Origin of the sequence: Arthrobacter sp. S2(2024) (assembly GCF_036662515.1) — a bacterium.
Classification (GTDB): domain Bacteria; phylum Actinomycetota; class Actinomycetes; order Actinomycetales; family Micrococcaceae; genus Arthrobacter.
Genome location: NZ_JAYKZI010000014.1, coordinates 46,374 through 72,893, shown reverse-complemented (window position 1 = coordinate 72,893; position 26,520 = coordinate 46,374). Strand labels below are relative to the sequence as shown.

Below are 26,520 nucleotides of genomic sequence, written 5' to 3'. Positions count from 1 at the left end.
TTATTGCCAGGCCGACTTCATCTGCTTGACGTCCAGAGAAGTGAGAACAGCATTTCCTCCGTTGGCGAAAGCTTCGATGCCTTGGCTGGACGGGTCCGGGAAGATCTGGTCTGTCAGGACGATTTTCCCGTCGTCCGCGAAGACTTCGACCGAGGACCAGTCAACCAGGATCCGGAGATTGACCGTTCCTCCGCTTGTCGTCAGCGGCGCGGTCTGGACTCCGGGGAAGCTGGGGTTGAATCCCACGGCGCCGGACTTGGTCCGGTCAATGTAGGCCTGTCCGGACTTGTTGTCATAGCCGATGAGTGTTTCCTGGCCGGACCCGGTGCGGACTTTCAGTCCATAGGAGCTTGCAGTACCGGCAGTGAAGGACGCCGAGATGTCGAGCGCCTTCCCTGTGGCCGGCAGGACGGTGCTTCCGGCAGGGACGGACATGTTCTCCTTGTGGACTGACGGCCCCGTAGTGAGCTGGTTGAGTTGGTTGACCGGTGTCTGCACCAGGCGGGGTGCGCCGTCGACGGTTTGGAGGGACAGCTCCCGCGGGACGGTCATGGCGCTGCGCCACGGTGAGGTGGGAATGGATCCTCCATAGTCCCAGTTGTTCATCCAGCCGATCATGATCCGCTTGCCGCCAGGGGCGTCATTGAAGGTGACACCGGCGTAGTTGTCCCTGCCGTAGTCGACCCAGTGAGCGCGTTGGACTGCGGATTGTGCCGCCGTGTCTGAGAGGGTGAAGTCGTCGGCCAGGATGTGTCCCCAGCCGCCGGTGTTGTGGTCGACGACCTGGATCTGCGCCTGCTTGCCCATCAGGTCGCTCAGGCCCCACGACGTCCAGTCCAGGTTCTCGCTGTTTGCGCCCGTGGCGGAGCGCACCACCTTGCCGTCGACGACGAGATTGACGGAGGTCTGCGTGTCCCAGGGCTTGGCCGGGGCGTTGGCGAAGACTATGTCGCCCACCATGAGATGGCCCCAGCCGGTGGATCCGTCGTTCTGGTCCACGACCTGGATCTGGGCCTGCTGGCCCTGGTACTTGCTCATGTCCCAGTTCGTCCACGTCAGGTCAGCGCTGTTGGGGCCCGTGGTGGTTGCGACGACCTTGCCGCCGACGATCAGGTTGACCGCGGTCGGGTTCGACTGGCCCCAGGGGTGGTTGCCGCCAGCGACCTGCAGGTCGATATACGGGCTGTTGACCGTGAACGTCGGGGAGGTGATGGTGCCCGTGCCGATCTCGCCTTGGGGCGCGTAGGTGTCCAGCACCTTCGGGCCGAGCTGGTTGGGCAGGCTCTCGGTCGAGGGCCCGGAGCTGGCGAAGGAACCGGTGGCGGTCCAGCCGGCCCCGTAGGTGGCCCCGGAGAAGTCGTTGAACACGGTCCCGGCCGGCAGGGTGCCGAACGGGACGGTGTCGGCGGCGTAAGGGTGGTTGCCGCCGCCGACGAGGAAGTTCAGGTGGGATTTGTTGACGGTGAAGGTCTGGGAACTGAGTGTTCCGGTGAGGCCGTCACCGCCGTTGAAGCTGTTGACGAAGCCGGTTCCTTCAAAGCCTGTAACGCTGGACTGGCCCGGCAGGCTTCCTGTGGCCGGGACAGTGCCGAAGGCTGTCCCGGTGGTTTGCCAGCCATCGTAAGTACCGTTATCGAAGTTTCCCAAAGATGTCCCGGCCGGGGGGACATAGGGTTTGTCATCCGAGGTGAACTTGGTGCCGTCGAAACTTCCCGTGAAATATTGGACGCCCGAACCTCCTGCGATCCCTCCCGGGTTGAGGTTGACCGTCAGTACCCACTTCTGTTTGCCGGGGTTGGCGGGATCCGGCAGGGGGAACAGGTCAGGACATTCCCAGGCGCCGCCTGTGGCGCCTGCAGGCCCGAAATCGCTCAGATGCTTCCAGGTTTTCAGGTCTGGAGAACTGTAAAAAGTCACCTTGTGCTGGTCGGACAACACGGCTGACATTAGCCACTCGTGTCCGGCCTCGTACCAGAAAACTTTCGGGTCCCTGAAATTGTTTGACCCGATGTCCAGCACCGGGTTCCCGGAATTGTATTTGGTGAACGTCCGGCCTTTGTCCGTGCTGTAGGCGAGTGCTTGGGACTGCCTCCCGGTAGCCTTGTCGGCGGCAGTATAGATTGCCACCATGGCGGGGTTGCCCGGCTGGCCAAAGCCCGTCGTGTTGTCTTTATCGATGACAGCACTGCCCGAGAAGATCATGTTTTTGTCGTCCTGCGGAATGGCGAGCGGGAGCTGCGTCCAGTGCACCAGGTCCGTGCTGACGGCGTGGCCCCAGGACATGTTGCCCCAGGTGTCCCCCGAGGGGTTGTACTGGAAGAACATGTGGTATTCGCCTTGGTAGTAGACCAGGCCGTTCGGGTCGTTCATCCAGTTCGTCGCCGGGCTGAAGTGGAACTGGGGTCGGTATGTCTCGGAGTAGGGCGCGGAAGTTCCGACCGCGCCGGAAGCCGTAGCGGCCGCCCCGGAGGTGTCCGCGGCCAGGGCCGGGGCGGACAGCGGAAGGGCGCTGCCAGCGGTCATAGCGGCGGCGAGGATCAGGGCGTTGAGGCGTTTTTTTGATTTTGGTCCGGGTGTCAGACCGGGACCGGAATGTGTGCGGCGCACGTATTCACCTTTCGTGTCGACAGTGACAGGCAGGTAATGCCGGTTGTCGCTCGGCTAGTTGTGTGGGGGCATTGATCGACTCAAATGCTGCACTTGCGTCAGATCCACCGAACGAAGACAACGTTGTCAAAAAGGGAACCTACGGCTTGTCCACCGGACAAGTCAACAGTCAAATCCTCCGACGCCCGGCCTGGCTCAAGTGATCGTGAACCAACTGCCCGCATGCCGGTGGAAGCCGTTGACAGCTACGAGGTAACGCGTGTAACCTCAATCACACCGCTGAAGGTAACTCGCGTTACTTGCCAACGATTGCGATACGACCTCAGACCGAACCCTTGGTACTGCGCGCAGGATCAACGAAGACACGGAGCATTCAATGGCGAAAACCACCACCCCCCAGAAAGCCGCGGCTGTGCGGCAGCGGGGTGTCACCATGAGTGATGTCGCCAAGCACGCCGGTGTCTCCCGGACGGCGGTCTCGTTCGTGCTGAACAACCGCGAAAACGCCAGCATTTCTGAGGAAACGCGCATCCGCATCAACGACGCCGTCCAGGCATTGGGTTACCGCCCGAATGCCGGAGCGCGCGCACTGGCTTCCCAACGCAGTGATTGGTACGGACTCGTCACCGAGATCGTGACGGCCCCGTTTGCGGTGGACATCATCAAGGGCGCCCAGGATCAAGCCTGGCTTGACCACCGGTTCCTGCTCATCGCGCCTTCCGACCAGGCCGATGCCGTAGGACCCAACCAAGGCCTGGAAGATGCAGCAACGGAAAAGCTGCTGGAACAACGAGTGGAAGGACTTTTGTACGCGGCAACATACCACCGCGGGGTACATGTTCCGGAAAGCGCCCACGAGGTTCCCACTGTCCTGATCAATTGTTTCGACGCGGACGGGAAGCTGCCCTCGATCGTCCCGGACGAGCGCGGGGGCGGCAGGGTTGCCGTCGATCGTTTGCTCCGGGCCGGCCACAGCAGGATCGGAGTCATCAACCTGGACCCGCACATTCCCGCGGCCGTCGGGCGTTTGGAGGGTGCCCGCGAAGCACTCGCCGGCGCCGGGCTCGAACTGGATCCGGAGCTGGTGGTGTCCGGGCATGCGACGGCGGATGGAGGCTACGAGGCGGCGTGCCAAATCCTGGATCGTTACCCCCAGCAGGACAGGCCGACCGCACTGTTCTGCCTCAATGACCGCATGGCGATGGGCGCTTATGACGCCATCAAGGAACGGGGACTGACCATCCCCGGGGACATCGCCGTGATCGGCTTCGACAACCAGGAACTGATCGCGGCCTACCTCAGGCCAAAACTGACCACGGTTGCGTTGCCCTTCGAAAAAATGGGCGCACTGGGAGTCCAGACGCTCGCAGCTCTCACAGCAGGACAGCCGATCACTGCCGACCAGCAATTGGTCGACTGTCCGCTGCTAGAACGCTCTTCGGTCTGACCGCGAAATCAAGTTTCGAAGAGCAAACCCTTACCCACCCCTTCACCTTGCTGATGAAGATAGGAAAGAGATACCCATCATGACACAACCCCGACTCTTGAGGTCTGCCCGCATTGCAGCGGCCGGACTGGCTGTGGGTGCAATGCTGCTGACCGGCTGCGCTGCCACTGTCAACAAGTCCGCCGGCACCGACGCCGGAGCCAACGCGAACGCCTTCCTGACCATCCCGCGTGAGGACATGAGCACCTTCGACCGTAACTTCAACCCCTTCGCCCCCACTGTGAACCCCATGGTCCAGCAGGCCATCTACGAACCCCTACTGGTCTTCAACCCGGCCAAAGGCAACACCGTCCCCTGGCTGGGCGCCTCCTGGGACGCTGCCAAGGACGGCAAGTCCGTCACCTTCACCCTGCGTGACGGCGTGAAGTGGTCCGACGGGCAGCCTTTCGTCGCCGATGACGTGGCCTACACCTTCCAGTTGCAGAAGAAGCTCAAGGGCGGCTTCGAGTACCTGGATTCCGTCACTCCGGCGGGCACCGACAAGGTGACATTCACCTTCAACAAGCCCTGGTCCCCCGCGCTCTATGAGATCGGGCAGCTCCCCATCCTCCCCAAGCACATCTGGTCATCCATCGCCGATCCGGCGAAGGACACCAACGCCAACCCCGTGGGAACCGGCCCCTACACCCAGGTGGACAGCTTCCAGTCCCAGTCCTTCGTGCTGAAGAAGAACCCGAACTACTGGCAGCCTGACAAGCAGAAGATCGCCGGCATCAAGATGCTGGCGATGTCCGGAAACGATGCCGCCAACCTGGCCAGCGTCAACGGCGATGTGGACTGGTCCACCCAGTTCATCCCGAACATCGAGAAGACCTTCATCTCAAAAGACAAGGACCACCGCCACTTCTGGTTCCCGCCGACGGGCGCCATGATCAACTGGCAGTTGAACACCAGCAAGGCGCCGTTCAATGACGCGACGGTGCGCAAGGCCCTGAGCATGGCGGTTGACCGTGACCAGGTCACCAAGATCGGCATGAGCGGGTACGCCACTCCGGCCGACTGCACAGGCCTCTCCGGCAACTACGCGAGCTGGAAGAACGCCGATGTGGCGAACAACAACTGCACTTGGACCAAGCTGAATGTCGACGAAGCGAACAAGATGCTCGACGGCGCCGGCTACCCCAAGGGCGCGGACGGCAAGCGCACCCTCAAGGACGGCAAGCCTTTCGAGTTCAAGATCTCCGTGGGCGCCAGCTCCTCCGACTGGCTCTCCGTGGCCAACGTGATCTCCCAGAACCTCCAGGCCATCGGCGTGACCGCCAAGGTGGACTCCCCTGACTGGGCCTCCGTCGTCTCCGGCTACGAGCAGGGAACGTTCGACACCGGCATCGTCTGGAGCGCGAACGACCCCAGCCCGTTCAAGTACTTCAGCTCCACCATGGGCACATCCACCGTCAAGCCGGTGGGCGCCAAGGCCACCGAGAACTACCACCGTTTCGGCGATCCAAAGGCCGATGATCTCCTGCAGCAGTTTGCTTCTGCTGGCGACGGAGCCGCACAGAAGCAGATCGCGAACCGGCTTCAGGCGGAATACAACGCGGTGGCCCCGACGGTTCCGCTGTTCTCCGGCCCCGAATGGGGCGACTACACGGACGTTCACTTCACGGGATGGCCCACTCAGGACAACCCCTACGCAACGCTCTCTGACCGCTCCCCCACCACGGTCCTGGTCCTGACCACCCTGGAACCGCGCAAGTAGCCGGCGCCACTTCTCGGCCGGTGGCTGCAGTTGCCATATTCCGGTTCCCACCGGCCGAGAACCTTTTCATCTTTCCCGCCCGGGACCTTTGTCGTCCCGGACCCCGCCTTTCCCGAACGGAGCAACCGTGCGCTTCATCCTGCGCCGCCTGGGTTTTTACCTGATCGCCTTCTGGGCCTCCATCACCCTGAACTTCCTGCTCCCGCGTTTCATGCCGGGAGACCCCGTCTCACGCATGTTCGCCCGTACCCAGGGCAAGATGCAGCCCGAACAGATCGAAGCCCTGCGCAAGATGCTCGGCGTGGATACGCGGCCGCTCTGGGAACAGTACGTCGACTACATGCACAACATCCTGACCGGCCAGATGGGTGTCTCCATCTCGCGTTTCCCCACCCCGGTCACCGAGGTCATCGCCAGCCAGATCGGCTGGACCCTTTTGCTGGGCGGAACCGCACTTGTGTTCGCCGCCATCATCGGCAATCTCCTCGGCATGCTGGCCGCCTGGCGACGCGGCGGCGCGATCGACTCCGCCCTGCCGCCGCTCCTGATCTTCATCGGATCCTTCCCGTACTTCTGGCTGGCCATGGGAGCCCTGTACCTGTTCGGTGTAGTCCTGGGCTGGTTCCCGATCCGCCACGCTTTCACGGATGGACTGGAGCCCGCGTTTACCTGGGAGTTCATCGGCGACGTCGGTGCTCACCTTGTGCTCCCGGCGCTGACGATCGTCCTGGTGTCCATCGGCGGCTGGATGCTCGGCATGCGGAACACCATGATCGCCACGAACGCCGAGGACTACATCACCATGGCCGAGGCCAAGGGTCTCCGGCCGGGCCGCATCATGCTCCGCTACGCGGCAAGGAACGCCATGCTCCCGTCGGTCACGAGCTTCGGCATGAGCCTGGGCTTCGTGGTGGGTGGTGCAATGCTCACCGAGGTGGTGTTCGCGTATCCCGGCGTCGGCTACCAACTCCTCAACGCCGTCCAAGGCCTCGACTACCCGCTTATGCAGGGCCTCTTCCTGACCATCACCGCCGCCGTGCTGCTGGCGAACTTCCTCGTGGACATCCTCTACGTCCGCCTCGACCCGCGTGTGCGCAGCAACTGAGGGATCCATCATGACAACCGCAATTCTCAAGCAACCCACTGAGCCCACAGCTGCCCGCAAGCCCAACCGCAGTTTCGTCCACGGACTTATCACCAACAAGAAGGCCCTGGTGGGCATGATCGTGATGCTCGTGTTCATCGCGCTTGCGTTGCTGGCCCCCGTGCTGTTCCCCGGAGACCCATCGCGGATCACCGCGATGGCCTCGCTGGAACCGTCTCCCGAGCACTGGCTCGGCACCACGGCCAAAGGCCAGGACGTGCTTGCCCTGACTGTCCATGGCTCCCGCAGTTCCCTGTTCGTCGGGTTGACTGTGGGCTTCGCATCCACCTTCATCGGCATTTTGGTGGGCCTGGCGTCGGCGTACTTCGGCAAGTTCATTGACGAAGCACTGTCCCTGGTGACCAACGTCTTCCTGCTCCTGCCCGGGCTCCCGCTCCTTGTCATCCTGGCAGCTTTCCTGCCGCCGGGTTTGGGCACGGTAATCCTTGTGCTCGTGGTCACCGGCTGGGCTGGGTCGGCACGTGTATTGCGCTCCCAGGCGTTGTCCATCCGTTCAAAGGACTTTGTGGCCGCGGCCGTGGTGTCCGGCGAACGGGCGGGCCGCATCATGTTCCGCGAGATCCTGCCGAACATGGCATCGATCGTCATGGGAACCCTCCTCGGCTGCGTGATTTACGGCATCGGCGCCCAGGCAGGCCTGGAGTTCCTTGGCCTGGGTGACGTGAGCACCGTTTCCTGGGGCAACAACCTCTTCTGGGCCGGCAACGAGGGAGCCCTACTGACCGGCAGCTGGTGGGTCTTTGTTCCCTCGGGTGTCTGCATCGCGGTGGTCGCGTTCGCACTTGCGCTCATCAACTACGCCGTGGACGAGGTCACTAATCCGCGGCTGCGGAAGATCAAAACCCCAAAGAATACCGAAAGGAGCGCCGCCAAGTGACAGTCTCCCAAGTTTCCTTCGGCTCCCACGAGCCCGTTCTCGACGTCAAGAACCTCACCGTCAAGTACATCGGCGACACCCGCTCCACCACCGCCGTCGACCGTGTTTCCTTCAGCATCGGCACCGGTGAGGTGTTCGGGCTGGCGGGCGAGTCCGGCTGCGGCAAGTCGACCATCGCCAACTCGATCATGCGGGTGCTCAAGGACCCCGCAAAAATCGCCGCCGGCAGCATCTCCTTCGGCGGCAAGGACGTCCTGGCCATGAGCCCGGAGGAACTGCGGCGTTTCCGCTGGCAGGACGTGGCGATGGTCTTCCAATCGGCCATGAACTCGCTGAATCCGGTGCTCACCATCGGCGAGCAGATCGTGGACATCTTCACCACACACGCCGGCTACTCCCGCAAGGAATCCCTCCGACGCGCGGGCCAGCTGCTGGAACTTGTCAGGATCGACTCCGCTCGACTCAAGTCCTACCCGCACCAGCTTTCGGGCGGCATGCGCCAGCGTGCGGTGATCGCGATGGCCGTGGCGCTCAAGCCGTCCCTCCTGATCCTCGACGAACCCACCACCGCCCTGGACGTGGTGGTGCAGCAGGAAATCATGGCCCAAATCAAGGAACTCCAACGCGAACTGGGATTCTCCGTCCTCTTCATCACCCACGACATGTCCCTCATGGTGGAGCTCTCGCACCGCATGGCCGTGATGTACGGAGGCCGGATCGTGGAGACCGCGAAAGCCCAGGACGTCTACGCCAACCCTCGCCACCCCTACACGCAGGCGCTGATGGGTGCGTTCCCGCCGCTGACCGGTCCGCGGGTTCCGCTGACCGGACTGCCCGACGGCGTGAAGTTCCGGAACATCCCCGACCTCACCGAAGCAGCACCCGGCCATTTCGTGGCTCCGTTTGGTGCCGACGCTTCAGCGGCTGATGACACCGCCATCATGGAAGGAGCCGCACGATGAGCCACGCTGTGCTGTCATCCCAGCGCCCCTCCGCCGACACAGAAGCTACGGCCCTCGAGGTCCGCGGACTAGGAAAGTCTTTCGCAATAGGTGGTTTGTTCTCCCGGGAGTCCGTCCGGGCCCTGCACGGCGTAGACCTGACCATTGGCCGCGGAGAAATCGTGGCCCTCGTGGGAGAGTCTGGGTCGGGTAAGAGCACCCTGGCCCGCTGCGTTGCCCGGCTGGAACGTCCGAGCTCCGGCGAGATCCTGCTTGACGGCGTCGACGTCCTCAAGCGTGACCGCTTCCAGGCATCGCACGCCTTCCGCTCCCAACTGCAGATGGTCTTCCAGGATCCCTTCGGCTCGCTGAATCCTGCCCACAGAGTGGAGCATTTCCTGCGGAGGTCGCTAGTGATCCACCGGAAGGGCGGCAGCTCCGAGACAGAGACACAGCAGCGACTCGAGGAGCTTATGACCACCGTGGGCCTGCAGGCCGACATGTTGAACTCCTACCCGCACGAGCTCTCCGGCGGCCAGCGCCAGCGAGTCGCGATCGCCCGGGCCCTTGCCGTGGAACCACAGGTCATCCTCGCTGACGAGCCCACCTCCATGCTGGATGTTTCGGTCCGGATCGGCGTGCTGAACCTGATGCGCAAACTCCGCGATGAGCAGGGAATCTCCATGCTCTACATCACACACGACCTCGCTTCGGCCCGATACCTCGCGGACCGGACGGCGGTCATGTTCGCCGGTGAGCTCGTTGAAGAGGGCGAGTCCTTGGACCTCCTGGCCAACCCGGCCCACCCGTATACGCAACTGCTGGTCTCAGCCGTCCCGGATCCGGCCCGGGCGGGCTCCTACGATCCCGTCCGCCGGGCCGAGCTGCGACAGGCTGTGATGGCTTCGACCAGCTGCGCTTTCGACGGCGACCCAAACCAGGCCTGCTCGGCCGAGGAACCCGTTCGCCACGGTGTGGGCAACCCCGAAAACCGCCACTGGGTGCGCTGCCACCTCTACCGCCCGCAGGCTGGAGCCGGCGGCCACGCCCTGGCAACTGAACCTACGGACAGCAAGGCCTCCGCATGACTGAATCGACGCACCCGCTCGGCACCGTCCCCCAGGACGAACTGATTGCACGCGCCGATGCGGACCCCCTTCGGCCGCGCTTCCATTTCGTGTCCCCGGCCGGTTGGCTGAACGACCCCAACGGCGTGAGCCAGTGGAACGGCACCTATCATCTCTTCTACCAGTACAACCCCGAAGGCGCCTTCCACCACCGCATCCAGTGGGGCCACGCCACCAGCACCGACCTCGTCCACTGGACGGACCAGCCTGTGGCGCTGGAACCTTCCGCAGGTCCGGACGCCGACGGCTGCTGGTCGGGGGTGTTGGTGAACGACGGAGGAACACCCACCTTGGTGTACTCGGGACGGCTGGGCGAGCAGGAGTTGCCCTGCGTTGCCGTCGGATCCGCAGACCTCCTGAGCTGGAGCAAGATTCCTCAGAACCCGGTCATCGCAGCCCCGCCGGCCGGAGTGGACATCACGGCGTATCGCGATCACTGCGTATGGCGCGAGGGTTACATCTGGCGGCAACTGGTGGGATCGGGCATCCGTGGGCGCGGCGGCACGGCGTTCCTGTACGAGTCGGAGGATCTGCGCGCCTGGGAATACGTCGGGCCCCTGTTCATCGGCGACGCCTCACAGGGCGATCCTGCCGATTCCGATTGGACCGGGACCATGTGGGAATGCGTGGACCTGTTCCGGGCACGCGAGGGATCGTTGGGTACGGTTCCGACTTCTGGCGACGCGCCCGACGTGCTGGTCTTTTCCGCATGGGACAACGGCGACACGCGCCACCCGCTGTACTGGACCGGCCGCTATTCGGAAAACTCCTTCGAGCCCACCGGGCTGCATCGGCTCGACTACGGTGGACGGTTCTTCTATGCGCCGCAGTCATTCCAGGATGAGTCCGGCCGACGCATCATGTTTGGTTGGCTTCAGGAGGGCCGCAGCGACGCCGCGATGATCGAGGCCGGGTGGTCGGGCGTCATGAGTTTGCCGCGCGTCACAACCGTGGCCGACGACGGAACCCTGGGGTTCGCGCCCGTGCCTGAAATCGAGAAGCTGCGCCGGGACCATGTGGGCCTGCCTGGACAGGAGCTGGTGGGTACCGGGGCACCTGTGGCTACCGGTGTCTCCGGCAGCCAATTGGACCTCGAGCTGGATGTGCAGCTCGAGCCTGGTGCTGTGCTGCGACTGGGCTTGCTGGGATCGGCTGACGGTGGCGTCACCGGTAAATCCAAGGAGGAAACAGTGATCGAGCTGTGCCGGACCACTGAAGGCGACGGCCAAGGCACACTCCGCCTCGACCGGACTCAGAGCAGCCTCGATCCAACCGTTGATGTCGACGACAAGTCCGGACCGCTTCCGATGCCCGACGGCCGGGTGCACCTGCGCGTCCTGGTGGACCGATCCGCCGTCGAAATTTTCGCCAACGGCAAGCCGCTCACCGCCCGCGTTTACCCGACCCTGGCCGGCGAGCACGTGAGCCTGACCGCCGAGGGTACCGTGAGGCTGCTCTCCTTCGATGCCTGGACCATGGCTGAGATCTTTGGAGGAGCTCGGAACCTCTTCCCCTAATTCAGGATCCGACGTCTCCCGCCTTTGGAGTCATGTCCCCATCGCTCTCTCACCTAAGACATCCAGCTCATGGCCGGGGCATCCCGCCGCGAAGCGGACGCACGAGCTATACACGAGCAACTGCTAACACCAGCATCCGTCCAGCCGGCGAACAGCGCCCCGCGCCGTTCGCCGGCTGGATGGCCGCACCCACCCTTCCTCAGGAAGACGAAATGAAATGAGACTTTGATTCATGACCGCGGTAACCGCGCCCACACGTGAGGCTTTCCGGCCGGCGATGCATTACGCCAGCAAGGACACCTGGCTCAATGACCCCAACGGCCTCATCTACTACGAGGGCAATTACCACCTCTACTACCAGAACAACTCCTTTGGGAATGTCTGGGGAAACATGTCCTGGGGGCACGCCACCTCCACGAACCTCATCACGTGGACAGAGCAACCCGTCGCTATTGCCTGCGATGAATACGAGGACATCTTCTCCGGCAGCGTCGTTTACGACCAGCACAACACCAGCGGCTTCGGCGACGGAACTGTTGCACCCCTGGTCGCCATCTACACAAGTGCCTACAAGGAGAACTCACAGCACGCCGGGATCCAGGCCCAGTCACTCGCGTGGAGCACGGACGGCGGCTACACCTGGTCCAAGTACCACGGAAACCCGGTCCTGAACCGCAATTCCGCGAACTTCCGCGAACTTCCGCGACCCGAAGGTGTTCCGCTACAACGGCCCGGCCGGCGCCTATTGGGTAATGGTCGCTGTCGAGGCACTGGATTTCACGGTCGTGATGTACCGCTCCGATGACCTCAGGAGCTGGGACTACCTCAGCAGTTTCGGGCCGGCCAACGCTACTGGCGGAGTCTGGGAATGTCCTGACCTGTTTCCTCTGCCACTTGACGGGAACGAGGACCTGATCCGATGGGTCCTGACCGTTAACCTCAATCCGGGCGGCCCAAACGGAGGATCTGCGGGACAGTACTTCGTGGGCGAATTCGACGGCGTGACGTTCAGGTCCGAAACCACCGTCACTGAAGGCGACCAGGATCCGGCGCGCCTGACCGAGTATCACTGGCTCGACTGGGGCCGGGACTACTACGCTGCCGTTTCCTTCAGCAACGTTCCGGACGGTCGCCGGCTCATGATGGCCTGGATGAACAACTGGCAGTACGGCAACGACATTCCAACCTCCCCGTGGCGAAGCCCCATGTCGCTTGTACGCGAGGTCTCGCTGGTCACCTCTGAAGGGACACCGCACCTCACCCAGCAGGCAGTGATTGACCCCGCAGCGCTTACCCGCACAGTTGCCTACACAGAGCTCGACGTCGATGGCATCCGTTCCGTGGCAGGCGGGGGCGCCGTGCAACTCATCGAGATAACCTTTGTGCCCGGTCCGCAGATGAATTTGGCCTCGTGATCCGCGGCAACGGCAACGAAGGTACAAGGATCGGCATCCGTCCGGGTGACGGCAGACTGCTCGTGGATCGAACGGTCTCGGGCAACACCGCGTTCCACGGCGCCTTTTCATCGTTCGACACTGCGCCCCTGCGTGCCATGGATGGAGCGTATAGCCTACGCATTTTCGTTGATCACTGCTCTGTGGAGATCTTCGCCCAAGACGGAGAAGTCACCCTCACCGAGCTGATCTTCCCAGACCCCTCCGGCACCGGCGTGTCGCTGTACACCACCGGAGGAACCGCAAAGGTCGCTTCGCTCAGGCTCACCACCCTCGCCTGACCATCGCTACCCAACCGCCGGATGGTTTCAAACCCACCCAATCAACGCAACGGGTGGACGACGGCGACGCAGCTTGCGGGCCAGGGGACGCGCCTGAAATCGAGAGTCCCCTGGCGCGCGTGGGTTTGAGCGCCTTGCCCCTGCCATGCAGTCACTACCGCCGCGGCGCCGAACTGCTGTTCCCGGTCCTCACCGAGAGGAGGAAAAGAACTCCATCGCGATCGCCAGCAATGAGTCTTCCTCGAGTGACATGTGGACCCCAACCTGTCCTTGGAAAGTGATTTGGCCCGGGAGGCGGCGCCTGACTTTCAGGTTTCGTGTTGCGACCGATTGCACGCCTCCCGGCCCAAGAGTGTGGGGCTATACACACCGCGGGATCTGCGGGAGCCCGCGCGGCTTTCCTGGTCCGCCTACTTGGAGATGGTGGTTGGTAGCCAGGCGGGTCTGGTTCTCTCAAAGTGATTAGCGTTTATTGTTTGAGCGTCTAGGTCGATGCTCAGTGGAACCTCAGGGTGGGACTCCACCGTTGCCAGAGCTGCTCAATCTATTGCGGGTCCACTTGAACCGCCAAAAGACCCGACTTCGCTGCGTTGCCTCGGAAGATGTCGGCGAGGCGTGGTGAGATGACCGCTCGGAACCCGTAGTCCATGAGCGCCCACACGGCGTGTTCCCGGGAGGAACCAGTTCCGAAGTCGGGGCCCGCGATCAGGATGTTTGCCTCAAAGCGCAGCTTGGCCACGCTGGTGCACAGTTTCTTCAATTCCTTCCCCCCGGACCTGACGAATCCTGCACCGGCACCACTTACCCAAATCCGTGAAAGTATTCGGGGCGTCGGCCATGTGGGAAATAACCCACCCGGCCCGGCTTCCAACCCGCGAAAAAGACTGAGAAGTCCGGAAAATATTCTGAGTACGGTCCGAACCGGCACCGACCTAGCCGAGTCCGACGGCAAGAGTGCGCACATAGTGCACACGCGATATTCCGGCTTTGGACCCGCTTCCCGGCCACGATCGAGTTACTCAAACATACGGGTACGGGTTGCCGCCTCAGGCGATCTGGATCCGTTCGTCGCCGAGTTTAACCTCCGCACGAAGCCGGCAACCGACCGCTTCAACATACTTCCGCAGCGTGTCAACCTGAGCGCTGTCAATGTCGCCGTGCTCGATCCGGGACACCCTGTTCTGGCCGACGTGCAGACGCAGCCAACTCGACCTGCGTCAGGTCGGATGCCTCACGGAGCTCCCGAAGCCGGTACGCCCGGACCTCATCGAGCAGGTGCTTCTTATGGGCGCCGACAGCAACAATGTCAACAGGCCGCCTCGTCAAGAGTTCCTCTACTGATTCCGCCACCACGATGCCTCCTTTCTGCATCCCGTACCGGAGTCGGGCCCGAGCCGCGAGCTCAGGCCTCCTCAAGGCGCTTCAACAACCCCGCATCGTGTCGCAGCACAAAGTCCAAGCCGGCACTGACATCAGGACCGCGGCCGTGACGATGGGGGTCCGACTCGGGCCCGTGACGGACACCGTCCGGTGTGGGGGCGTGCGCCTCGTCCGCCGACTGACCCGCCCGACGGATGCTGTCTTCTGGAAGAGGCCGGTTCATGTCCATGCCCGATAGTACCAACGCATCAAGCACCAGAGTTCGTTGACGGACACGTTCGACAGTCCACTGCTGACACCATTCGGTGACATAATGAAATGATGAAGGAGGACGTTTGACGAACATGACCAGCATCGACACACCCGCGGCGGCCGGTGCGATCATCCGCGCCCGGCGCCAGGAACGAGGGCTTTCACAACAGTCGCTCGCGGAGGCGAGTGGCGTTTCACGGAAGTTCCTTGTTGACCTCGAGGCCGGCCACGAACGCGCCGAACTCGGCAAAACCATGGCCGTCCTCCACACACTCGGGCTCTCGCTAACCGCCTCCGACCCTATGCCCCGCGGCAGCGACTACGACCCGGCACGGCGGGACTACGCCGAAACGTTCGCCCAGCTGATCGGCTCGCGCGACTTCGAGTTCGCCATCAAGATGCTCGCCGACTACGCCACAGCCTCTCTCAAAGCCGGACGGCCGCTGCTCCAGCGCAGCCCCCGGCTCAAGGATCCGCACTGGTCCGCGGCCCTGGCCGGGATCACCAACTACACCGCACACCGGCTCGGGCAACCCGCACCGTCCTGGACCAAACGCGTCAAAGCCCTCAACAAGGCGTGGATGCCGGCCGAGTCCTACCGGACCGTCAGGGAACCAATGAAGAACCTCACCATGTCCGAAACACCGGCCGAACTCGCCGCCCTGAACGTCTTCATCCGCGAACGCAGCCTGGCCACCGCATGAGCGGCGGAGAACTCACCGCTGATCAAATCCGCGCACTCCTCCACGAACTCGGCCGGCGCCTGCAGGCCCGCGGCATCCACGGCGACATCAAACTCGTCGGAGGTGCCGCGCTCATCCTGCAGGGAATCGGCAACCGCCCCACCGCCGACATCGACGCCAGCTACGCCGACCCCGCCACGGTCAACGCCGTGGTCACCGAGATGGCCGAAGACTACGATCTTGCGCCTGATTGGCTGAACTCCAACGCAGCAGCATTCGTCCCGGACAACGCCACCTGGGTAACCCTGGAACAACTCGACGGACTCACCATCCAGGCCGCGGACACCGAAACACTCCTGGCCATGAAAATCGCCGCCGAACGCGACAAAGACACCCTCGACATCGCCCGGCTCCTTCGCCGGCTCAACATCACCAACGCCGACGACGCCGTCGACCTCGCCTATAGGAAATACGGCGACCACTCCATCCCCCTCGCCGCAGGCCGGGCCAACTACCTCATCGTCGTCGACGACGCCCTCGACGCAGCCGCAGCCCTCAAACACGACGAATAATTTCCCAGACCAGCCCTCCAGAAAGTGCCTCAACCCGGCCCGCGTTTGGATAACCATCACAGACATCGAGAGGAGCAGTCGCCCGAGCCCGCTTAGCGGGCGGAAACCCTTTCTGCCAAGAAGACACCCGTGACGCAAGCCGTAAAGAGGGGCTGTACTGAGACCATCTCGGCCAGCATGATCTTCCCGCCTCCCGGATTATGTGCTTGTTGACCAGCACACAACATGTCTGCGAATACAGGCTGGCGAGTTCCGATCCCGGACAACCGTCGCCCATCCGCAAGTTCCACGAGTTGTTGCATCCTGCATTCACGAATCATGACCGGCCGGTTTCGTCCGGAGACGCTTATCGGGCACCCCTGTGGAGGGAGCTCCATCTCCGGCAGGCGTTCAATGCCTGCGACGTAGCACCGCTCACCTCAGCCGACACGAAGGGTAACCTCCTGCCATTGTCAGAAGAACCCGCAGGTTCCGGCGCATATTCTGAGATCAGCCGTATCCGCTCCTGAAGGAAGCCATGCCCGACACCTCACGTCCCTTACGCAAACTTGGATTCCTCACTATCGGCCTGTTCGATCCAGCGGATCCCGCCTCGGGCCACGAATCCACTTTGCAGATCATCGAACTTGGCGAAGGCCTCGGATTCGACAGCGCGTGGCTGCGGCACCGTCATCTGCAGTTCGGAATCTCCTCCCCCATCGCGATGATGGCCGCCGCCAGCCAGCGCACCTCACGGATCGAGCTTGGAACCGCTGTAACCCCGCTGGGCTGGGAAAACCCCTTGCGCCTTGCCGAAGACCTGGCCACCGTGGATCTGCTCGCCGGGGGACGCATCAATCCGGGGCTGAGCGTGGGTGAACCGATGCACTACGACACACTGAAGCACGAGCTGTACCCGGATTCCTCCGAGTTAGAGGATTTCAGCTACGGGCGTCTGAACCGATTTGCCCGGCTGATCGCGGGGGAAAAGGTTCGGGACTTTTCCGGCAGGCAGGGTGTAGTCGAGGAATTCTCCAACCGCGTCGAGCCGCACTCTGCCGGGCTCCGGGATCGCCTTTGGTATGGGGCGGCCAGCAGGAAATCGGCCGTCTGGGCCGGGGCAAACGGCTTCAATCTGCTCTCCAGCAGCGTCATCTTTCCGGAAGCGGATCAGGAACCGGACTTTGCCCGAATCCAGCAGTCGCAGATTCGCGCCTTCCGTGAAGCCGCTGAAACGTCAGCCCAGGCGCACGGACAGGCCCGTGTGTCGCAGGGCCTGGTGGTCATCCCAACTGATTCGGCATCGCCGGGTCAGCGGGAGAAATACCAGCGGTATGTTGACGAACGAACTCCCCGCACACGGGCGCCGCAGGGGGCAAGGGGCATGCTGTTCGCCGCGGATCTGATCGGTACCAGCGACGAGATCGCCGAGCAGCTATACGCACACGCAGGATTCCAGGAAGTCGACGAGGTGGCGTTTGCGCTGCCCTTCAGCTTCGACCACGAGGATTACATCCAGATCCTCACCGACATCGCCAGCAAACTCGGTCCAGCCCTGGGATGGACTCCCGCTGAAGTCCGGCGCGACCCGCAGTAGGCGTCACGGCCTTCGATCGACCACACGTTGGGCAATCCTGGGCGGCTGTGCGCTGCCGAGTCGCGGTGCTCCCAGTCGTCAGAGCAGTCCCACGAGCTCGCGGCCTGACTCCCGCTCATACTGTTCTCGGGGTTGTGGATTCCTTGGCTGACAAGCGACAGTTCCAGAAAGGATGCAAGCGAAAATGACCGCCGTTGCAGTCCCTCCGCGCAAGAAATCGCCATCTCCCACTGCCCAAGGACGAAGACGACGCACAGGGGCGCACCGCAGGGTGGATATGAAACCACCCCTGCCCGACACCTGATCCCAAACACCGGCACCCCGCGCCGGATTTTATGCACTACGGACCCGAGGCAAGGCCTTGGACTCCGTATTGCATAGAGCACGCATCCGGTCAAAGAGGGCTGAAGGCCGTTAGCAGGCAGCCGTCGCCTGGACCAGTTCACCGCTTCCGCAGCCTCGACAGATGACATCTCCTCGGCCATCATCTGCCGGCACTGCCGCACCTTCGTCCCGCCCAGACCAAGCTTTTGATCCATTGATTGCGAAGACGAAGCAGGGCAGGCCAGGCCGGATCAACGCATGGTGCCTGCCCGGGCTCGCTCAGGAGGTACCGGCCCGGCGCTTTGCATCACCGAGCACGGCCAGGCTTCGTCCGTGTGGTGATGCGGCCTGCTAGCCTCACTCCATGCGCAGAACATCGGCACGAGGCTCAGGCACTGCCAGAGGAGAGCGCGTACTGATCCTGTCCGCAGGGGTTGGATCAGGGCACAACAGCGCGGCGGCGGCGGTACACCAGGCATGTGCCGCGCGCACTGACATCGCCGAGGTGCAGGTGCTGGACGTGCTGCAGGTAAGTAGCGTGCTCTACCGCGCGCTGCTGGGGAAGGGATACTTCGTCCTGGTCGAGGGCTTGCCCTGGCTGGTCGAGTGGGGTTACGACATCAGCAACCCGCCCTTCCGGCGCCGCGGCCCAATCGACCCCTGGACACGAGTGAACGCCAGTCCGGTCATCAGTGCGATCAAGAGGTTCCGACCGACCGCGATCGTGTGCACGCACTTCCTGCCCGCCCAGCTGTTGGCGTCGTTACTCCTCCGGGGCGTGGTTGACGCAAAAACCGCTGTCGTGACGACGGACTATGACTTCCAGGGCCTGTGGCTCTCGGGCGCGTTCCACATGATCTTTGTGGCCAGGGAGGAAGGCAGGGTGGAGCTGACGGCGCTCGGCCTTCCTCCCGACCGAGTCGCGGCCGCGGGCATCCCGATCACCAAGCCGGTCGGTCCCGCGCCCGTGCGCGATCGCAACAAGCCACCGATGCTGCTGATCTCGGCGGGTGCGACCGGCGGGGACTATGCGTTCTCCGTGGTGCGTCAGACGATGCATATGCGCTCGGAATTCACGGCCACGGTCGTGTGCGGAAACAACGACGTGCTGCGGCAGCGCATCGAGAAGCTGGTGGCGACCGCCGGTGACCGCTACCGCGTGCTCGGCTTCACCACGGAGATGCCGCAGCTGCTGGGCCGCGCGGACCTGTTTGTCGGCAAGCCGGGCGGGCTCTCAGCGTCGGAGTGCATGGCTGCGGGGCTGCCCATGGTGCTTGTAAACCCCATCCCGGGGCAGGAGGTTCGCAACGGCGACTACCTGATGGAGCAAGGGGCGGCCGTCCGCTGCAACAGCCCCGCAACGATCGGCTGGAAGATCGACGAGGTGCTGCGCGAACCCGGCCGGCTGCAGCGGATGCAGGCCGCCGCGCGGAGAACCGGCCGCCCCGACGCCGCGGCGGACGTCCTGAGCGGCCTGCTGGGCGGGCCGTCACGTCCGCTGGTCGTGACCCGCGCTGCGCAAAGGACAGTTCTCGCCGCTAGCGAGCAGCGTTTCGTTGCCACCGATCTCACAGGGCCCTCGTCGCTGGTCCGCCTGGTTGACCGGGCGACGGACAGCACCGTAGCACTGCTGCAAGCCGAGGAACTTTCCGACCTGCAGAAACGGTACGCGACTCCGGACAGTGGGCTGGTGCTGCGGCGCGGCCAAGCGCCTCTTTTGCTCGGCTGGGAGGAACGGCGATTGCTTCGCGCCCTGCTGCGGGGCGACAACGCGCTGCCCGTCCGCGCCGTGGGGCCATCGGCGCCCTTTCGCCTCCCTCCCGGGTGACCGGTGGGACGCGCCCCATATCGACCTCAGATCGGCTGGCGGTCCGAGACGCCTTCCTGGTCAATCAGTGGCTCCGGGCGCCACAACGGTCCCGCGTCCGCCCAGCCGACCGGGCTATGTTGGCCGGCGACCAGGCCCCAGTCCCCCGCCCGCGGCGACCAGCGCCGCGTGGACGGATCGCGCTGCAGGACCGGCCCCGCATCCAGGACAACCCGCACCGTCCTCTCCGCGCCGGGCTGCAGCGTCACCTTTTGGAAGCCCAGGAGCTGAGCGACCGGTCTGCGGATGGACACATCGGCAGCGTAGACCTGAACGACGGTCGAGCCCTCACGGTCGCCCGTATTGGTTACAAGCACATCCGCATAGCCGCCTGTGTCGTCGAACCTGTGGTCTAGAAGCCGATGCTCGATCCTCGTGTAGCCCAGGCCGAATCCGAACGGGAAAGCGGGCGCTCGTCCCTCGCCGTCGAGCCGACGTTGACCCCACTTGTCGTCATAGACGACGGACTTCGCCGCGGGGTCGAACGATGGCAGATGCGCGGCGTCCGTGGGCAGCACAAACGGCAGCCGCCCGCCGGGTTCCTCACTGCCGGTCAGCACGCTCGCAAGGGCGCGGCCGCCTTCCATACCGCCATACCAGGCAAGAAGGAGCGCCGGCACCCGGCCTCGCCACGACTCCGTGAGGATCGCACTGCCGCTGATCAGCACGACGACGGTCCGGGGGTTTGCGGCCACGACCGCCTGGATGAGGCGCTCATCGCCGGGGCGCAGCTCAAGGGAGCTGCGGTCGCCGCCCCGGACGAAGCGCGACGCGAGGTGCGCGAGGCCGATGAGCACCCGACGGAGAGGGCCTGAGGCAAAGGCCCGACCGAGGACGCCCACGTCCACGCCGCCAGTAACGACGGACTCACCTTCATCGTGCTGGTCCAGGCCGACGACGACGATCGCCGTCTCCGCGGCGGCTGCCAACGCGGCCGCGGCGCGCTCGTTCCGACCGGAGCTGGTCGTGATCCGCACCCCGGGAAGCGCCTCACGCAGCCCCTGCAACGGCGAGACCGTAGAGGGAGGCCGAACGCGTGACGAGCCATGATCGCCGAGGTTCGCTCGTGCCGCGAGTCGTCCGATCACCGCAAGATGTCCGGTGGTGGGAGCCAAGGGCAGTAGCGGCGCCGCGCCCACGGTTTCGTTCTTCAGCAGCACGATCGACTCCGCGGCGACCCGGTGGGCGAGAGCCCGGTGCGCCGGGGAGGCGATGACGGCGCGGGTAGGGGCCTCCATCTCCCGGGCCGCGGCATGCTGCACGCACGTGCGCAGGATCCGGCGTGCAGACTGCAGCACTGTCGCCCGGGCCAGGTCACCGTTGCGCAGGGCGGCCGGCAGTTCACGGGCGCGCAGCAGTCGCAGCGGCATCTCTACGTCCATTCCTGCCTGGAGGCTGACGACCGCGTGATGGGTGCCGAACACCCAATCGCTCGTCACGAACCCGGAGAAGCCCCACTCCTGTCTCAACACATCCGTGAGCAGGGCGCGATTGACGTCCATGTACTCGCCTCGCACCCGGTTGTAGGAACTCATTACCGAGTCCGCGCCGGCTTCCACGACTGCCTTGAAGTGGGGCAAGTACACCTCGTGCAGGGCGTGTTCGTCGACCGACACGTCGACCTCGAAGCGCTCGTTCTCCATCGAGTTGAGCGCGAAGTGCTTTACGCACGCCATCGCGTTCACGCGCACGCCCCGGGTGATGGCAGCTCCCATCCGGGCGGTCAGCACCGGATCCTCCCCGTAGCACTCCTGAGCCCGGCCCCACGCGGGGTGGCGAAGCAGGTTTACGCACACGGACGCGGAGTAGTTTGCTCCCCGAGCCCTGGTCTCTAGACCGATCGCAAGCCCGACCCGTTCCTCCAGCGACGGATCCCAGGTCGCGGCCCGCGCAATTGTCACCGGGAAGGCGGTGGAGGCGCCGATCACGACGCCGCGGCCACCGTCGCTGAAACGGATGCCCGGTATGCCCAACCGCGAGACCGCCCCGGCCACGAACGGCACCCTATTGAGCAGTATCGGGATGAGCGGGAGCAGCAGCCCGGGAGAGTCGCCGTCGAGCAGGCCGAGGATCTCCCCATCCGTCATCAGATCGATCAGTAGCTCCGCTGCCTCATCCGCGTCCAGCTCGCCCGCCCGGACTGCCCTGACCGCCTCGCCGTAGGCGCTGCTCTCCGCCGACATCGTGTCCGTCAAAGCCAGCCCTTGTGTTCGCGCTGCCCGTCGTCCCGCAGCAATCTTCATACACTAAAGCCCGCAGTAATCTTCATGCCTAAAGTCTGCACCCCGTGAGTCCGCGTTTGCGAAGCCGCCGGGAATCCCCTCGCTGGAGTCGCTTCCGACTCGCGCGGGGTTCCTCATCGCACCCCCATTAGCGGCGGCCAGTCGGTCAGCCTTTCCGACACTCCCCCTGTTACCTGTCTTTCAGCGTTCGCCGGGCGTACGCTGAACACGTCCCCGGTACCGGACCGGCCCGGGTCCTTTGCCTCCGGATTCAACCAGTAAGGGATCACCATGGAGATAAACCTCAGGGACCACTGGGACAGCCTCAGCCCCGAAACCCGGCAATGGCTCACCGAGAACCCCGGGTGCGTGGTTCTACCGCGCACGATCACGGAGACGATCCATCAGGAAACCGGAATCACCGCGGACTCGGACCAGCACGACCAGGCGCCGCTCTCCCCCGAAGACCTCGACTTCCTCCGGGCCCGGGCCGAAGCAACGCCCGCCCCGCCGGAGCACCGGTTCTTCGACACAATACAGCCCGGAGAAGGCTGAAGCTGAGCGTCAAAGGACAAAGGGATCCCCCATGAATGCAGAACCACCGCCGGCACCGGAGCCTTCCCATCCGCCCGCACCGGGCGCGGCCCCGCCGGCAGGACGCCGGCCGATGGTCACACGCGCCGGAATGGCCTGGACCGCCACCATCGCCGCCCTCGTGCTCCTGATCCTGCTCATCGCGTTCATCGTGCAGAACCAGGACGCCGCCAGGGTCAGGTTCTTCGGCCTGGACGGGACGATCTCCCTGGGCATTGCCCTGCTCATCGCCGCGGTCGGAGGCGGGGCCCTGGTTGCCGTAGCCGGTGCAGTGCGCATCATCCAACTCAGATCACGCAGCCGCCGCACACCGACGACGCCAGGGCCCTGACTAACACCCCGGCCCTACCTCATCCAGGGAGCCTACATTCGGGAACCCCTTGCAGCCTGGCAGGTGTGCTCCAGAGGGGGCAAAGGTCGTGCTCAAGGCGCCGGCATCGTCGTCCATGCTCGGCCCAATCGGCCCAAACGGCCTGCGGCGCCACCTTCGGGCGCAGCTTTGGAACGTTCACATTCGGGGCTTGGCCGGGAATTGGCAGGGGTGACGGACGGAACAAGGCACCCCGCCGACTGCCCATCGGGAATTCCGAACATCAACCTGGGACATCTTCCATCGGACCTCTCGTCGAAGCAGATGTTTCTCGATAAGGATGGCGCTGCACTGCAAATCGGTGTCGCCGGTGGCCAGTCGCACGACAATGTCGAAGACATCGTCGTGCTGAAGCCGTGCCGGTAACCGTTGATCCGCAGCAGCAAGACCCTCAGAATCCACGCGATGCATTTGGTGCCGTCGATGATTAGGGGAAACCCGGTCAGGGACTCGAGCAGCGCCGCCTTCAGGGCCAGCTGGGAATAAGCTTCGGCGCCCATGACCGCCGTGGCGGGACGCACCAAGGCCAAGGCGAGCAGGTTGATGTCGCGCATCTGGAACCCATACTTCCTGTTTACCGTGCCGGACCTACTAAGACGGTGCATGAATGGCATCAGCACATCCGCGCCATCGATTCAAGGTAAGAGCGAGAACGATTTCATCCTGTTCGGTCGTGCCGCCCGATATCCCAAGCCCAACAAATTGCCCCCGGGCAGTTCAATCGGTCCGCCCTTCCCCGAACGACACAAGGTGGCCTCCCGAGCACGCTGTGAGGGTGTACAAGGCTTGTCCCGGTCGCATTCTCAGGGGAATATTATCTGAGCATACTCAGTTATGAGTGTAATCACTACCCCGTAGCCGCATCGGCAGGTCTTAGCGTCCACGGCGGCCGAACATCGGCTGGATGACGGTGATTGCTCTGAAACATCGAACGCAAAAGGACTAACCAATGACCCTTTCTTCACTGTGGCAACCGGGATCTACACCGCCGAGCATGTCGAGGGCTGGCGAAGCGTCACCGAAGCAGTTCACGCCCGGGGCGGGGCGGTGTTCATCCAGCTCATGCATGCGGGCCGCATGTCCCACCCGGACAACACTCCTCACCACCGTCAGCCCATGGCGCCCTCGGCGATCTCCGCAGATCAGAATATTTTCACGCCGACCGGACCCCAGAAGACGCCGTCACCGCGAGAGCTGAGCGCGGAGGATATCCAGGCCACCGTGGCTGACTTCCGCCTCGCGGCAGCTTCGGCCATCGCGGCCGGCGCCGACGGAGTTGAAATCCACGGCGCTAACGGGTATATGGCCGACGGCGGTGCTCGCGGTCCGCTACGGACGCAACCGTGAGCAGATAGCCGACGACGTCGCGGCCGGCCTTGCGGACGTTGCCCCACTGGGCCGTTTCGCACTGGCCAATCCCGACATCGTTGAGCGTCTGCGCTCAAACGCCCCCCTGAACGAGGTGGATCCCAGCACTCTCTACGGCGGCGGGGCAGACGGATACACCGACTACCCGGCCCTCGCCCACGCCTAATCCCGCACCATCCACGCCGACCGGCGCGGACGGAAAATCAACACAAGAAAGTTCGTGAAATGCACTCACTTAATGGAGCAGTCGTCCTCGTCACCGGCGCAAACGGCGGCATCGGAACCCACTTCGTCCACGGCGCCCTCGCACGCGGCGCCAGCAAGGTTTACGCCACCGCCCGCACCCCGCGCACCTGGGAGGACGAGCGCATCGTCCCCCTTACCCTCGACGTCACAGACCCGGACTCAATACGGGCCGCAGTCGAGGCTGCGGGCGATGTCACAGTGCTGATCAACAACGCCGGGGCCGGCGTTGCAACCCCGGGCATCCTTACCCACACCGACGCGGAAATCCGGACCAACGTCGAGACGAACTTCCTTGGCCCGCTATTCCTCGCCCGCGCCTTCGCACCGATCCTGTCAGCGAAGGCCGAATCCGCAATCATCGACATCCACTCCGCCATGAGCTGGTACGCCGTCGGCGGCATCTACAGTGCCACCAAGGCCGCCCTCTGGTCGGCCACCAACTCACTGCGCCTGGAGCTCGCCCCCGAAGGGGTACACGTGGTGGGCGTCCACGTCGGCTACGTAGACACGGCAATGGCTGCGCATGCCACCGACCCGAAAATGGACCCGGCCGATCTGGTCACCACGGTATTGGATGCCCTCGAAGCCGGCGAGTACGAGGTCCTCGCCGACGAGACGTCCATCCAGCTCAAGGCCGGACTCAGCGCCCCCATCGAGGCGCTCTACCCCCAACTTGCGCCCAGCAAGTCCTAGAAACAGCAGCAGCGCCGTGGTGACGAATCCAACTCATCACCACGGCGCTTTCCATTACCGCTTGACAATTAACTGAGTGCAGTCATAATTGATTGTAGTCACTTTAACCGGACGTCGCCCCACGGCGAAGGTACTGTCGCCACCGGCGCCGACTACAAGAACATCCACCCAGAAGGAGCATCGCGGCATGCGGGCATTCGTGATCAACAAGTACAAGGAACCGCTGCGCGAAGCCGAGGTTGCTGAACCCGCCGTCGGCGAACGGGACGTGCTCGTGCAGGTGCAGGCTGCCGGCCTGAACCAGCTGGACGAGAAGATCCGCCTGGGTGAGTTCAAACAGATCCTTCCCTACAAGCTCCAGCTGATCCTCGGCAACGACCTCGCCGGCACCGTCCTCCAGGTCGGGACAAAGGTGCGCGGGTTCAAGCCCGGCGATGAGGTCTACGCCCGCCCCAACCAGGACCGTATCGGCACATTTGCCGAACGTATTGCCGTCGCGGAGGAAGACCTTGCACTCAAGCCCGTCTCGGCCACCATGGAGGAGGCCGGATCACTGCCGCTGGTAGCCCTTACGGCGTGGCAGGCCCTCGTCGAGCAGGGCCAGGTGCAGCCAGGTCAGAAAGTCCTCATTCATGCCGGCGCCGGCGGAGTCGGTTCCATCGCTATCCAGCTCGCCAAACATCTCGGCGCGACCGTCGCAACCACCGCCAGCAGCTCCAACGCCGGGTTCCTGCGGGACCTCGGCGCCGACATCGTCATCGACTACCGCACCCAGGACTTCGAGCAGCTCCTGAGCGGATACGATCTGGTGCTGGACAGCCTCGGAGGCGAGAACCTGCAGAAATCACTGCGCATCCTCAAGCCCGGTGGGAAGGCGATTGGGATCGCCGGCCCGCCCGATCCGGCCTTCGCCCGTAAAGCAGGCCTGAACCCCATACTGCGCCTGGCGATCACCGGGCTCAGCAGCAAGATCCGGAGGCAAGCCAGGAAGCTCGGCGTCAGCTATGAGTTTCTCTTCATGCGTGCCAGCGGCGACCAACTACGTCAGATCAGCGCCCTGGTTGACGCCGGCGTGCTGCGCCCGATCGTAGGGAAGGTCTTCACCTTCGGCCAGGCTCCAGAGGCACTGCAATCCCTGGCCGCAGGGGCCTTCCGGGGCAAAGCAGTGCTCACCCTCACCAAGTGACCCGGAAGCCCC

At 63.9% G+C, this 26,520-nt stretch carries 20 protein-coding genes and 2 pseudogenes; 18 read left to right on the top strand and 4 right to left on the bottom strand.

Going from position 1 to position 26,520, the window contains the following annotated elements:
• Complete coding sequence (locus VLA65_RS19210) at nucleotides 1-2,523, bottom strand: GH32 C-terminal domain-containing protein (RefSeq protein ID WP_332603419.1); 2,523 nt, start codon at nucleotides 2,521-2,523, stop codon at nucleotides 1-3.
• Nucleotides 2,524-2,983: 460 nt separating this feature from the next.
• Between VLA65_RS19210 and VLA65_RS19205 the strand changes: the two genes are divergently transcribed.
• From VLA65_RS19205 to VLA65_RS19170, 8 genes and pseudogenes are all read left to right on the top strand, one after another.
• Nucleotides 2,984-4,054 carry a LacI family DNA-binding transcriptional regulator gene (locus VLA65_RS19205; RefSeq protein WP_332603418.1) on the top strand — a complete coding sequence of 357 codons (1,071 nt, stop codon included), beginning with the start codon at nucleotides 2,984-2,986 and terminating at the stop codon, nucleotides 4,052-4,054.
• Between the two features lie 79 nt (nucleotides 4,055-4,133).
• Nucleotides 4,134-5,813: an ABC transporter substrate-binding protein gene (locus VLA65_RS19200; protein ID WP_332603417.1), complete on the top strand. Its 1,680-nt coding sequence runs from the start codon at nucleotides 4,134-4,136 to the stop codon at nucleotides 5,811-5,813.
• Between the two features lie 127 nt (nucleotides 5,814-5,940).
• Complete coding sequence (locus VLA65_RS19195) at nucleotides 5,941-6,918, top strand: ABC transporter permease (RefSeq protein WP_284991714.1); 978 nt, start codon at nucleotides 5,941-5,943, stop codon at nucleotides 6,916-6,918.
• 10 nt (nucleotides 6,919-6,928) lie between these two features.
• Nucleotides 6,929-7,855 (top strand): ABC transporter permease, encoded by a 927-nt coding sequence (locus tag VLA65_RS19190; protein ID WP_332603416.1) that lies wholly within the window; start codon nucleotides 6,929-6,931, stop codon nucleotides 7,853-7,855.
• Nucleotides 7,852-8,817 (top strand): ABC transporter ATP-binding protein, encoded by a 966-nt coding sequence (locus VLA65_RS19185; protein ID WP_332603415.1) that lies wholly within the window; start codon nucleotides 7,852-7,854, stop codon nucleotides 8,815-8,817. Before VLA65_RS19190 ends, VLA65_RS19185 begins: the two co-directional genes overlap by 4 nt.
• Nucleotides 8,814-9,884 (top strand): ATP-binding cassette domain-containing protein, encoded by a 1,071-nt coding sequence (locus VLA65_RS19180; protein WP_332603414.1) that lies wholly within the window; start codon nucleotides 8,814-8,816, stop codon nucleotides 9,882-9,884. The genes VLA65_RS19185 and VLA65_RS19180 overlap by 4 nt, the downstream gene beginning before the upstream one ends.
• The gene (locus tag VLA65_RS19175; RefSeq protein ID WP_332603413.1) at nucleotides 9,881-11,440 is read left to right on the top strand and encodes a glycoside hydrolase family 32 protein; all 1,560 of its coding nucleotides are present in this window, start codon (nucleotides 9,881-9,883) and stop codon (nucleotides 11,438-11,440) included. Before VLA65_RS19180 ends, VLA65_RS19175 begins: the two co-directional genes overlap by 4 nt.
• A gap of 232 nt (nucleotides 11,441-11,672) precedes the next feature.
• Nucleotides 11,673-13,175, top strand: a pseudogene (locus VLA65_RS19170) (glycoside hydrolase family 32 protein).
• A gap of 410 nt (nucleotides 13,176-13,585) precedes the next feature.
• On the opposite strand, the pseudogene VLA65_RS19165 reads toward VLA65_RS19170, so the two are convergent.
• Nucleotides 13,586-13,887 (bottom strand): annotated as a pseudogene (locus tag VLA65_RS19165) (3-isopropylmalate dehydratase small subunit); the annotation flags it as partial.
• 1,012 nt (nucleotides 13,888-14,899) lie between these two features.
• Here VLA65_RS19165 and VLA65_RS19160 point away from each other — a divergent pair.
• The 4 genes from VLA65_RS19160 (at nucleotide 14,900) to VLA65_RS19145 (ending at nucleotide 19,790) form a co-directional block, all read left to right on the top strand.
• Nucleotides 14,900-15,511 carry a helix-turn-helix domain-containing protein gene (locus VLA65_RS19160; RefSeq protein ID WP_332603412.1) on the top strand — a complete coding sequence of 204 codons (612 nt, stop codon included), beginning with the start codon at nucleotides 14,900-14,902 and terminating at the stop codon, nucleotides 15,509-15,511.
• A complete protein-coding gene (locus tag VLA65_RS19155; protein WP_332603411.1) occupies nucleotides 15,508-16,062 on the top strand; it encodes a DUF6036 family nucleotidyltransferase in 555 nt (184 codons plus the stop codon). The genes VLA65_RS19160 and VLA65_RS19155 overlap by 4 nt, the downstream gene beginning before the upstream one ends.
• 517 nt (nucleotides 16,063-16,579) lie before the next feature.
• Complete coding sequence (locus VLA65_RS19150) at nucleotides 16,580-17,638, top strand: LLM class flavin-dependent oxidoreductase (protein WP_284991705.1); 1,059 nt, start codon at nucleotides 16,580-16,582, stop codon at nucleotides 17,636-17,638.
• Between the two features lie 688 nt (nucleotides 17,639-18,326).
• Nucleotides 18,327-19,790, top strand: a complete 1,464-nt coding sequence (locus tag VLA65_RS19145) for an MGDG synthase family glycosyltransferase (protein ID WP_332603410.1) — start codon at nucleotides 18,327-18,329, stop codon at nucleotides 19,788-19,790.
• Nucleotides 19,791-19,816: 26 nt separating this feature from the next.
• On the opposite strand, the gene VLA65_RS19140 is transcribed toward VLA65_RS19145, so the two are convergent.
• The gene (locus VLA65_RS19140) at nucleotides 19,817-22,024 is read right to left on the bottom strand and encodes a beta-glucosidase family protein (RefSeq protein WP_332603409.1); all 2,208 of its coding nucleotides are present in this window, start codon (nucleotides 22,022-22,024) and stop codon (nucleotides 19,817-19,819) included.
• Between the two features lie 318 nt (nucleotides 22,025-22,342).
• Here VLA65_RS19140 and VLA65_RS19135 point away from each other — a divergent pair, with 318 nt between their 5' ends.
• Nucleotides 22,343-22,606, top strand: coding sequence for a hypothetical protein (locus VLA65_RS19135; protein ID WP_235835396.1), 264 nt, complete (start codon nucleotides 22,343-22,345; stop codon nucleotides 22,604-22,606).
• Nucleotides 22,607-22,637: 31 nt separating this feature from the next.
• Complete coding sequence (locus VLA65_RS19130) at nucleotides 22,638-22,976, top strand: LapA family protein (RefSeq protein WP_332603408.1); 339 nt, start codon at nucleotides 22,638-22,640, stop codon at nucleotides 22,974-22,976.
• Between the two features lie 92 nt (nucleotides 22,977-23,068).
• Here the strand turns inward: VLA65_RS19130 and VLA65_RS19125 are convergent, their stop codons facing one another.
• Nucleotides 23,069-23,569 (bottom strand): hypothetical protein, encoded by a 501-nt coding sequence (locus tag VLA65_RS19125; protein WP_332603407.1) that lies wholly within the window; start codon nucleotides 23,567-23,569, stop codon nucleotides 23,069-23,071.
• A gap of 412 nt (nucleotides 23,570-23,981) precedes the next feature.
• Between VLA65_RS19125 and VLA65_RS19120 the strand changes: the two genes are divergently transcribed.
• The 4 genes from VLA65_RS19120 (at nucleotide 23,982) to VLA65_RS19105 (ending at nucleotide 26,508) form a co-directional block, all read left to right on the top strand.
• Nucleotides 23,982-24,362 (top strand): oxidoreductase, encoded by a 381-nt coding sequence (locus VLA65_RS19120; protein WP_332603406.1) that lies wholly within the window; start codon nucleotides 23,982-23,984, stop codon nucleotides 24,360-24,362.
• The gene (locus tag VLA65_RS19115; protein WP_332603405.1) at nucleotides 24,331-24,549 is read left to right on the top strand and encodes a hypothetical protein; all 219 of its coding nucleotides are present in this window, start codon (nucleotides 24,331-24,333) and stop codon (nucleotides 24,547-24,549) included. The genes VLA65_RS19120 and VLA65_RS19115 overlap by 32 nt, the downstream gene beginning before the upstream one ends.
• A gap of 59 nt (nucleotides 24,550-24,608) precedes the next feature.
• Nucleotides 24,609-25,322 carry an SDR family oxidoreductase gene (locus VLA65_RS19110; protein WP_332603404.1) on the top strand — a complete coding sequence of 238 codons (714 nt, stop codon included), beginning with the start codon at nucleotides 24,609-24,611 and terminating at the stop codon, nucleotides 25,320-25,322.
• Nucleotides 25,323-25,509: 187 nt separating this feature from the next.
• On the top strand, nucleotides 25,510-26,508 hold the full coding sequence (locus VLA65_RS19105; RefSeq protein WP_332603403.1) for an NADP-dependent oxidoreductase: 999 nt from the start codon (nucleotides 25,510-25,512) through the stop codon (nucleotides 26,506-26,508).
• Nucleotides 26,509-26,520 lie beyond the last annotated feature (12 nt).

Coding starts and splice junctions, on each gene's coding strand:
- VLA65_RS19190 (WP_332603416.1), top strand. CDS start 6,929: ATGACAACCGCAATTCTCAAGCAACCCACTGAGCCCACAGCTGCCCGC.
- VLA65_RS19155 (WP_332603411.1), top strand. CDS start 15,508: ATGAGCGGCGGAGAACTCACCGCTGATCAAATCCGCGCACTCCTCCAC.
- VLA65_RS19125 (WP_332603407.1), bottom strand. CDS start 23,569: ATGCGCGACATCAACCTGCTCGCCTTGGCCTTGGTGCGTCCCGCCACG.
- VLA65_RS19160 (WP_332603412.1), top strand. CDS start 14,900: ATGACCAGCATCGACACACCCGCGGCGGCCGGTGCGATCATCCGCGCC.
- VLA65_RS19135 (WP_235835396.1), top strand. CDS start 22,343: ATGGAGATAAACCTCAGGGACCACTGGGACAGCCTCAGCCCCGAAACC.
- VLA65_RS19205 (WP_332603418.1), top strand. CDS start 2,984: ATGGCGAAAACCACCACCCCCCAGAAAGCCGCGGCTGTGCGGCAGCGG.
- VLA65_RS19145 (WP_332603410.1), top strand. CDS start 18,327: ATGCGCAGAACATCGGCACGAGGCTCAGGCACTGCCAGAGGAGAGCGC.
- VLA65_RS19150 (WP_284991705.1), top strand. CDS start 16,580: ATGCCCGACACCTCACGTCCCTTACGCAAACTTGGATTCCTCACTATC.
- VLA65_RS19210 (WP_332603419.1), bottom strand. CDS start 2,523: ATGACCGCTGGCAGCGCCCTTCCGCTGTCCGCCCCGGCCCTGGCCGCG.
- VLA65_RS19130 (WP_332603408.1), top strand. CDS start 22,638: ATGAATGCAGAACCACCGCCGGCACCGGAGCCTTCCCATCCGCCCGCA.
- VLA65_RS19200 (WP_332603417.1), top strand. CDS start 4,134: ATGACACAACCCCGACTCTTGAGGTCTGCCCGCATTGCAGCGGCCGGA.
- VLA65_RS19175 (WP_332603413.1), top strand. CDS start 9,881: ATGACTGAATCGACGCACCCGCTCGGCACCGTCCCCCAGGACGAACTG.
- VLA65_RS19105 (WP_332603403.1), top strand. CDS start 25,510: ATGCGGGCATTCGTGATCAACAAGTACAAGGAACCGCTGCGCGAAGCC.
- VLA65_RS19110 (WP_332603404.1), top strand. CDS start 24,609: ATGCACTCACTTAATGGAGCAGTCGTCCTCGTCACCGGCGCAAACGGC.
- VLA65_RS19180 (WP_332603414.1), top strand. CDS start 8,814: ATGAGCCACGCTGTGCTGTCATCCCAGCGCCCCTCCGCCGACACAGAA.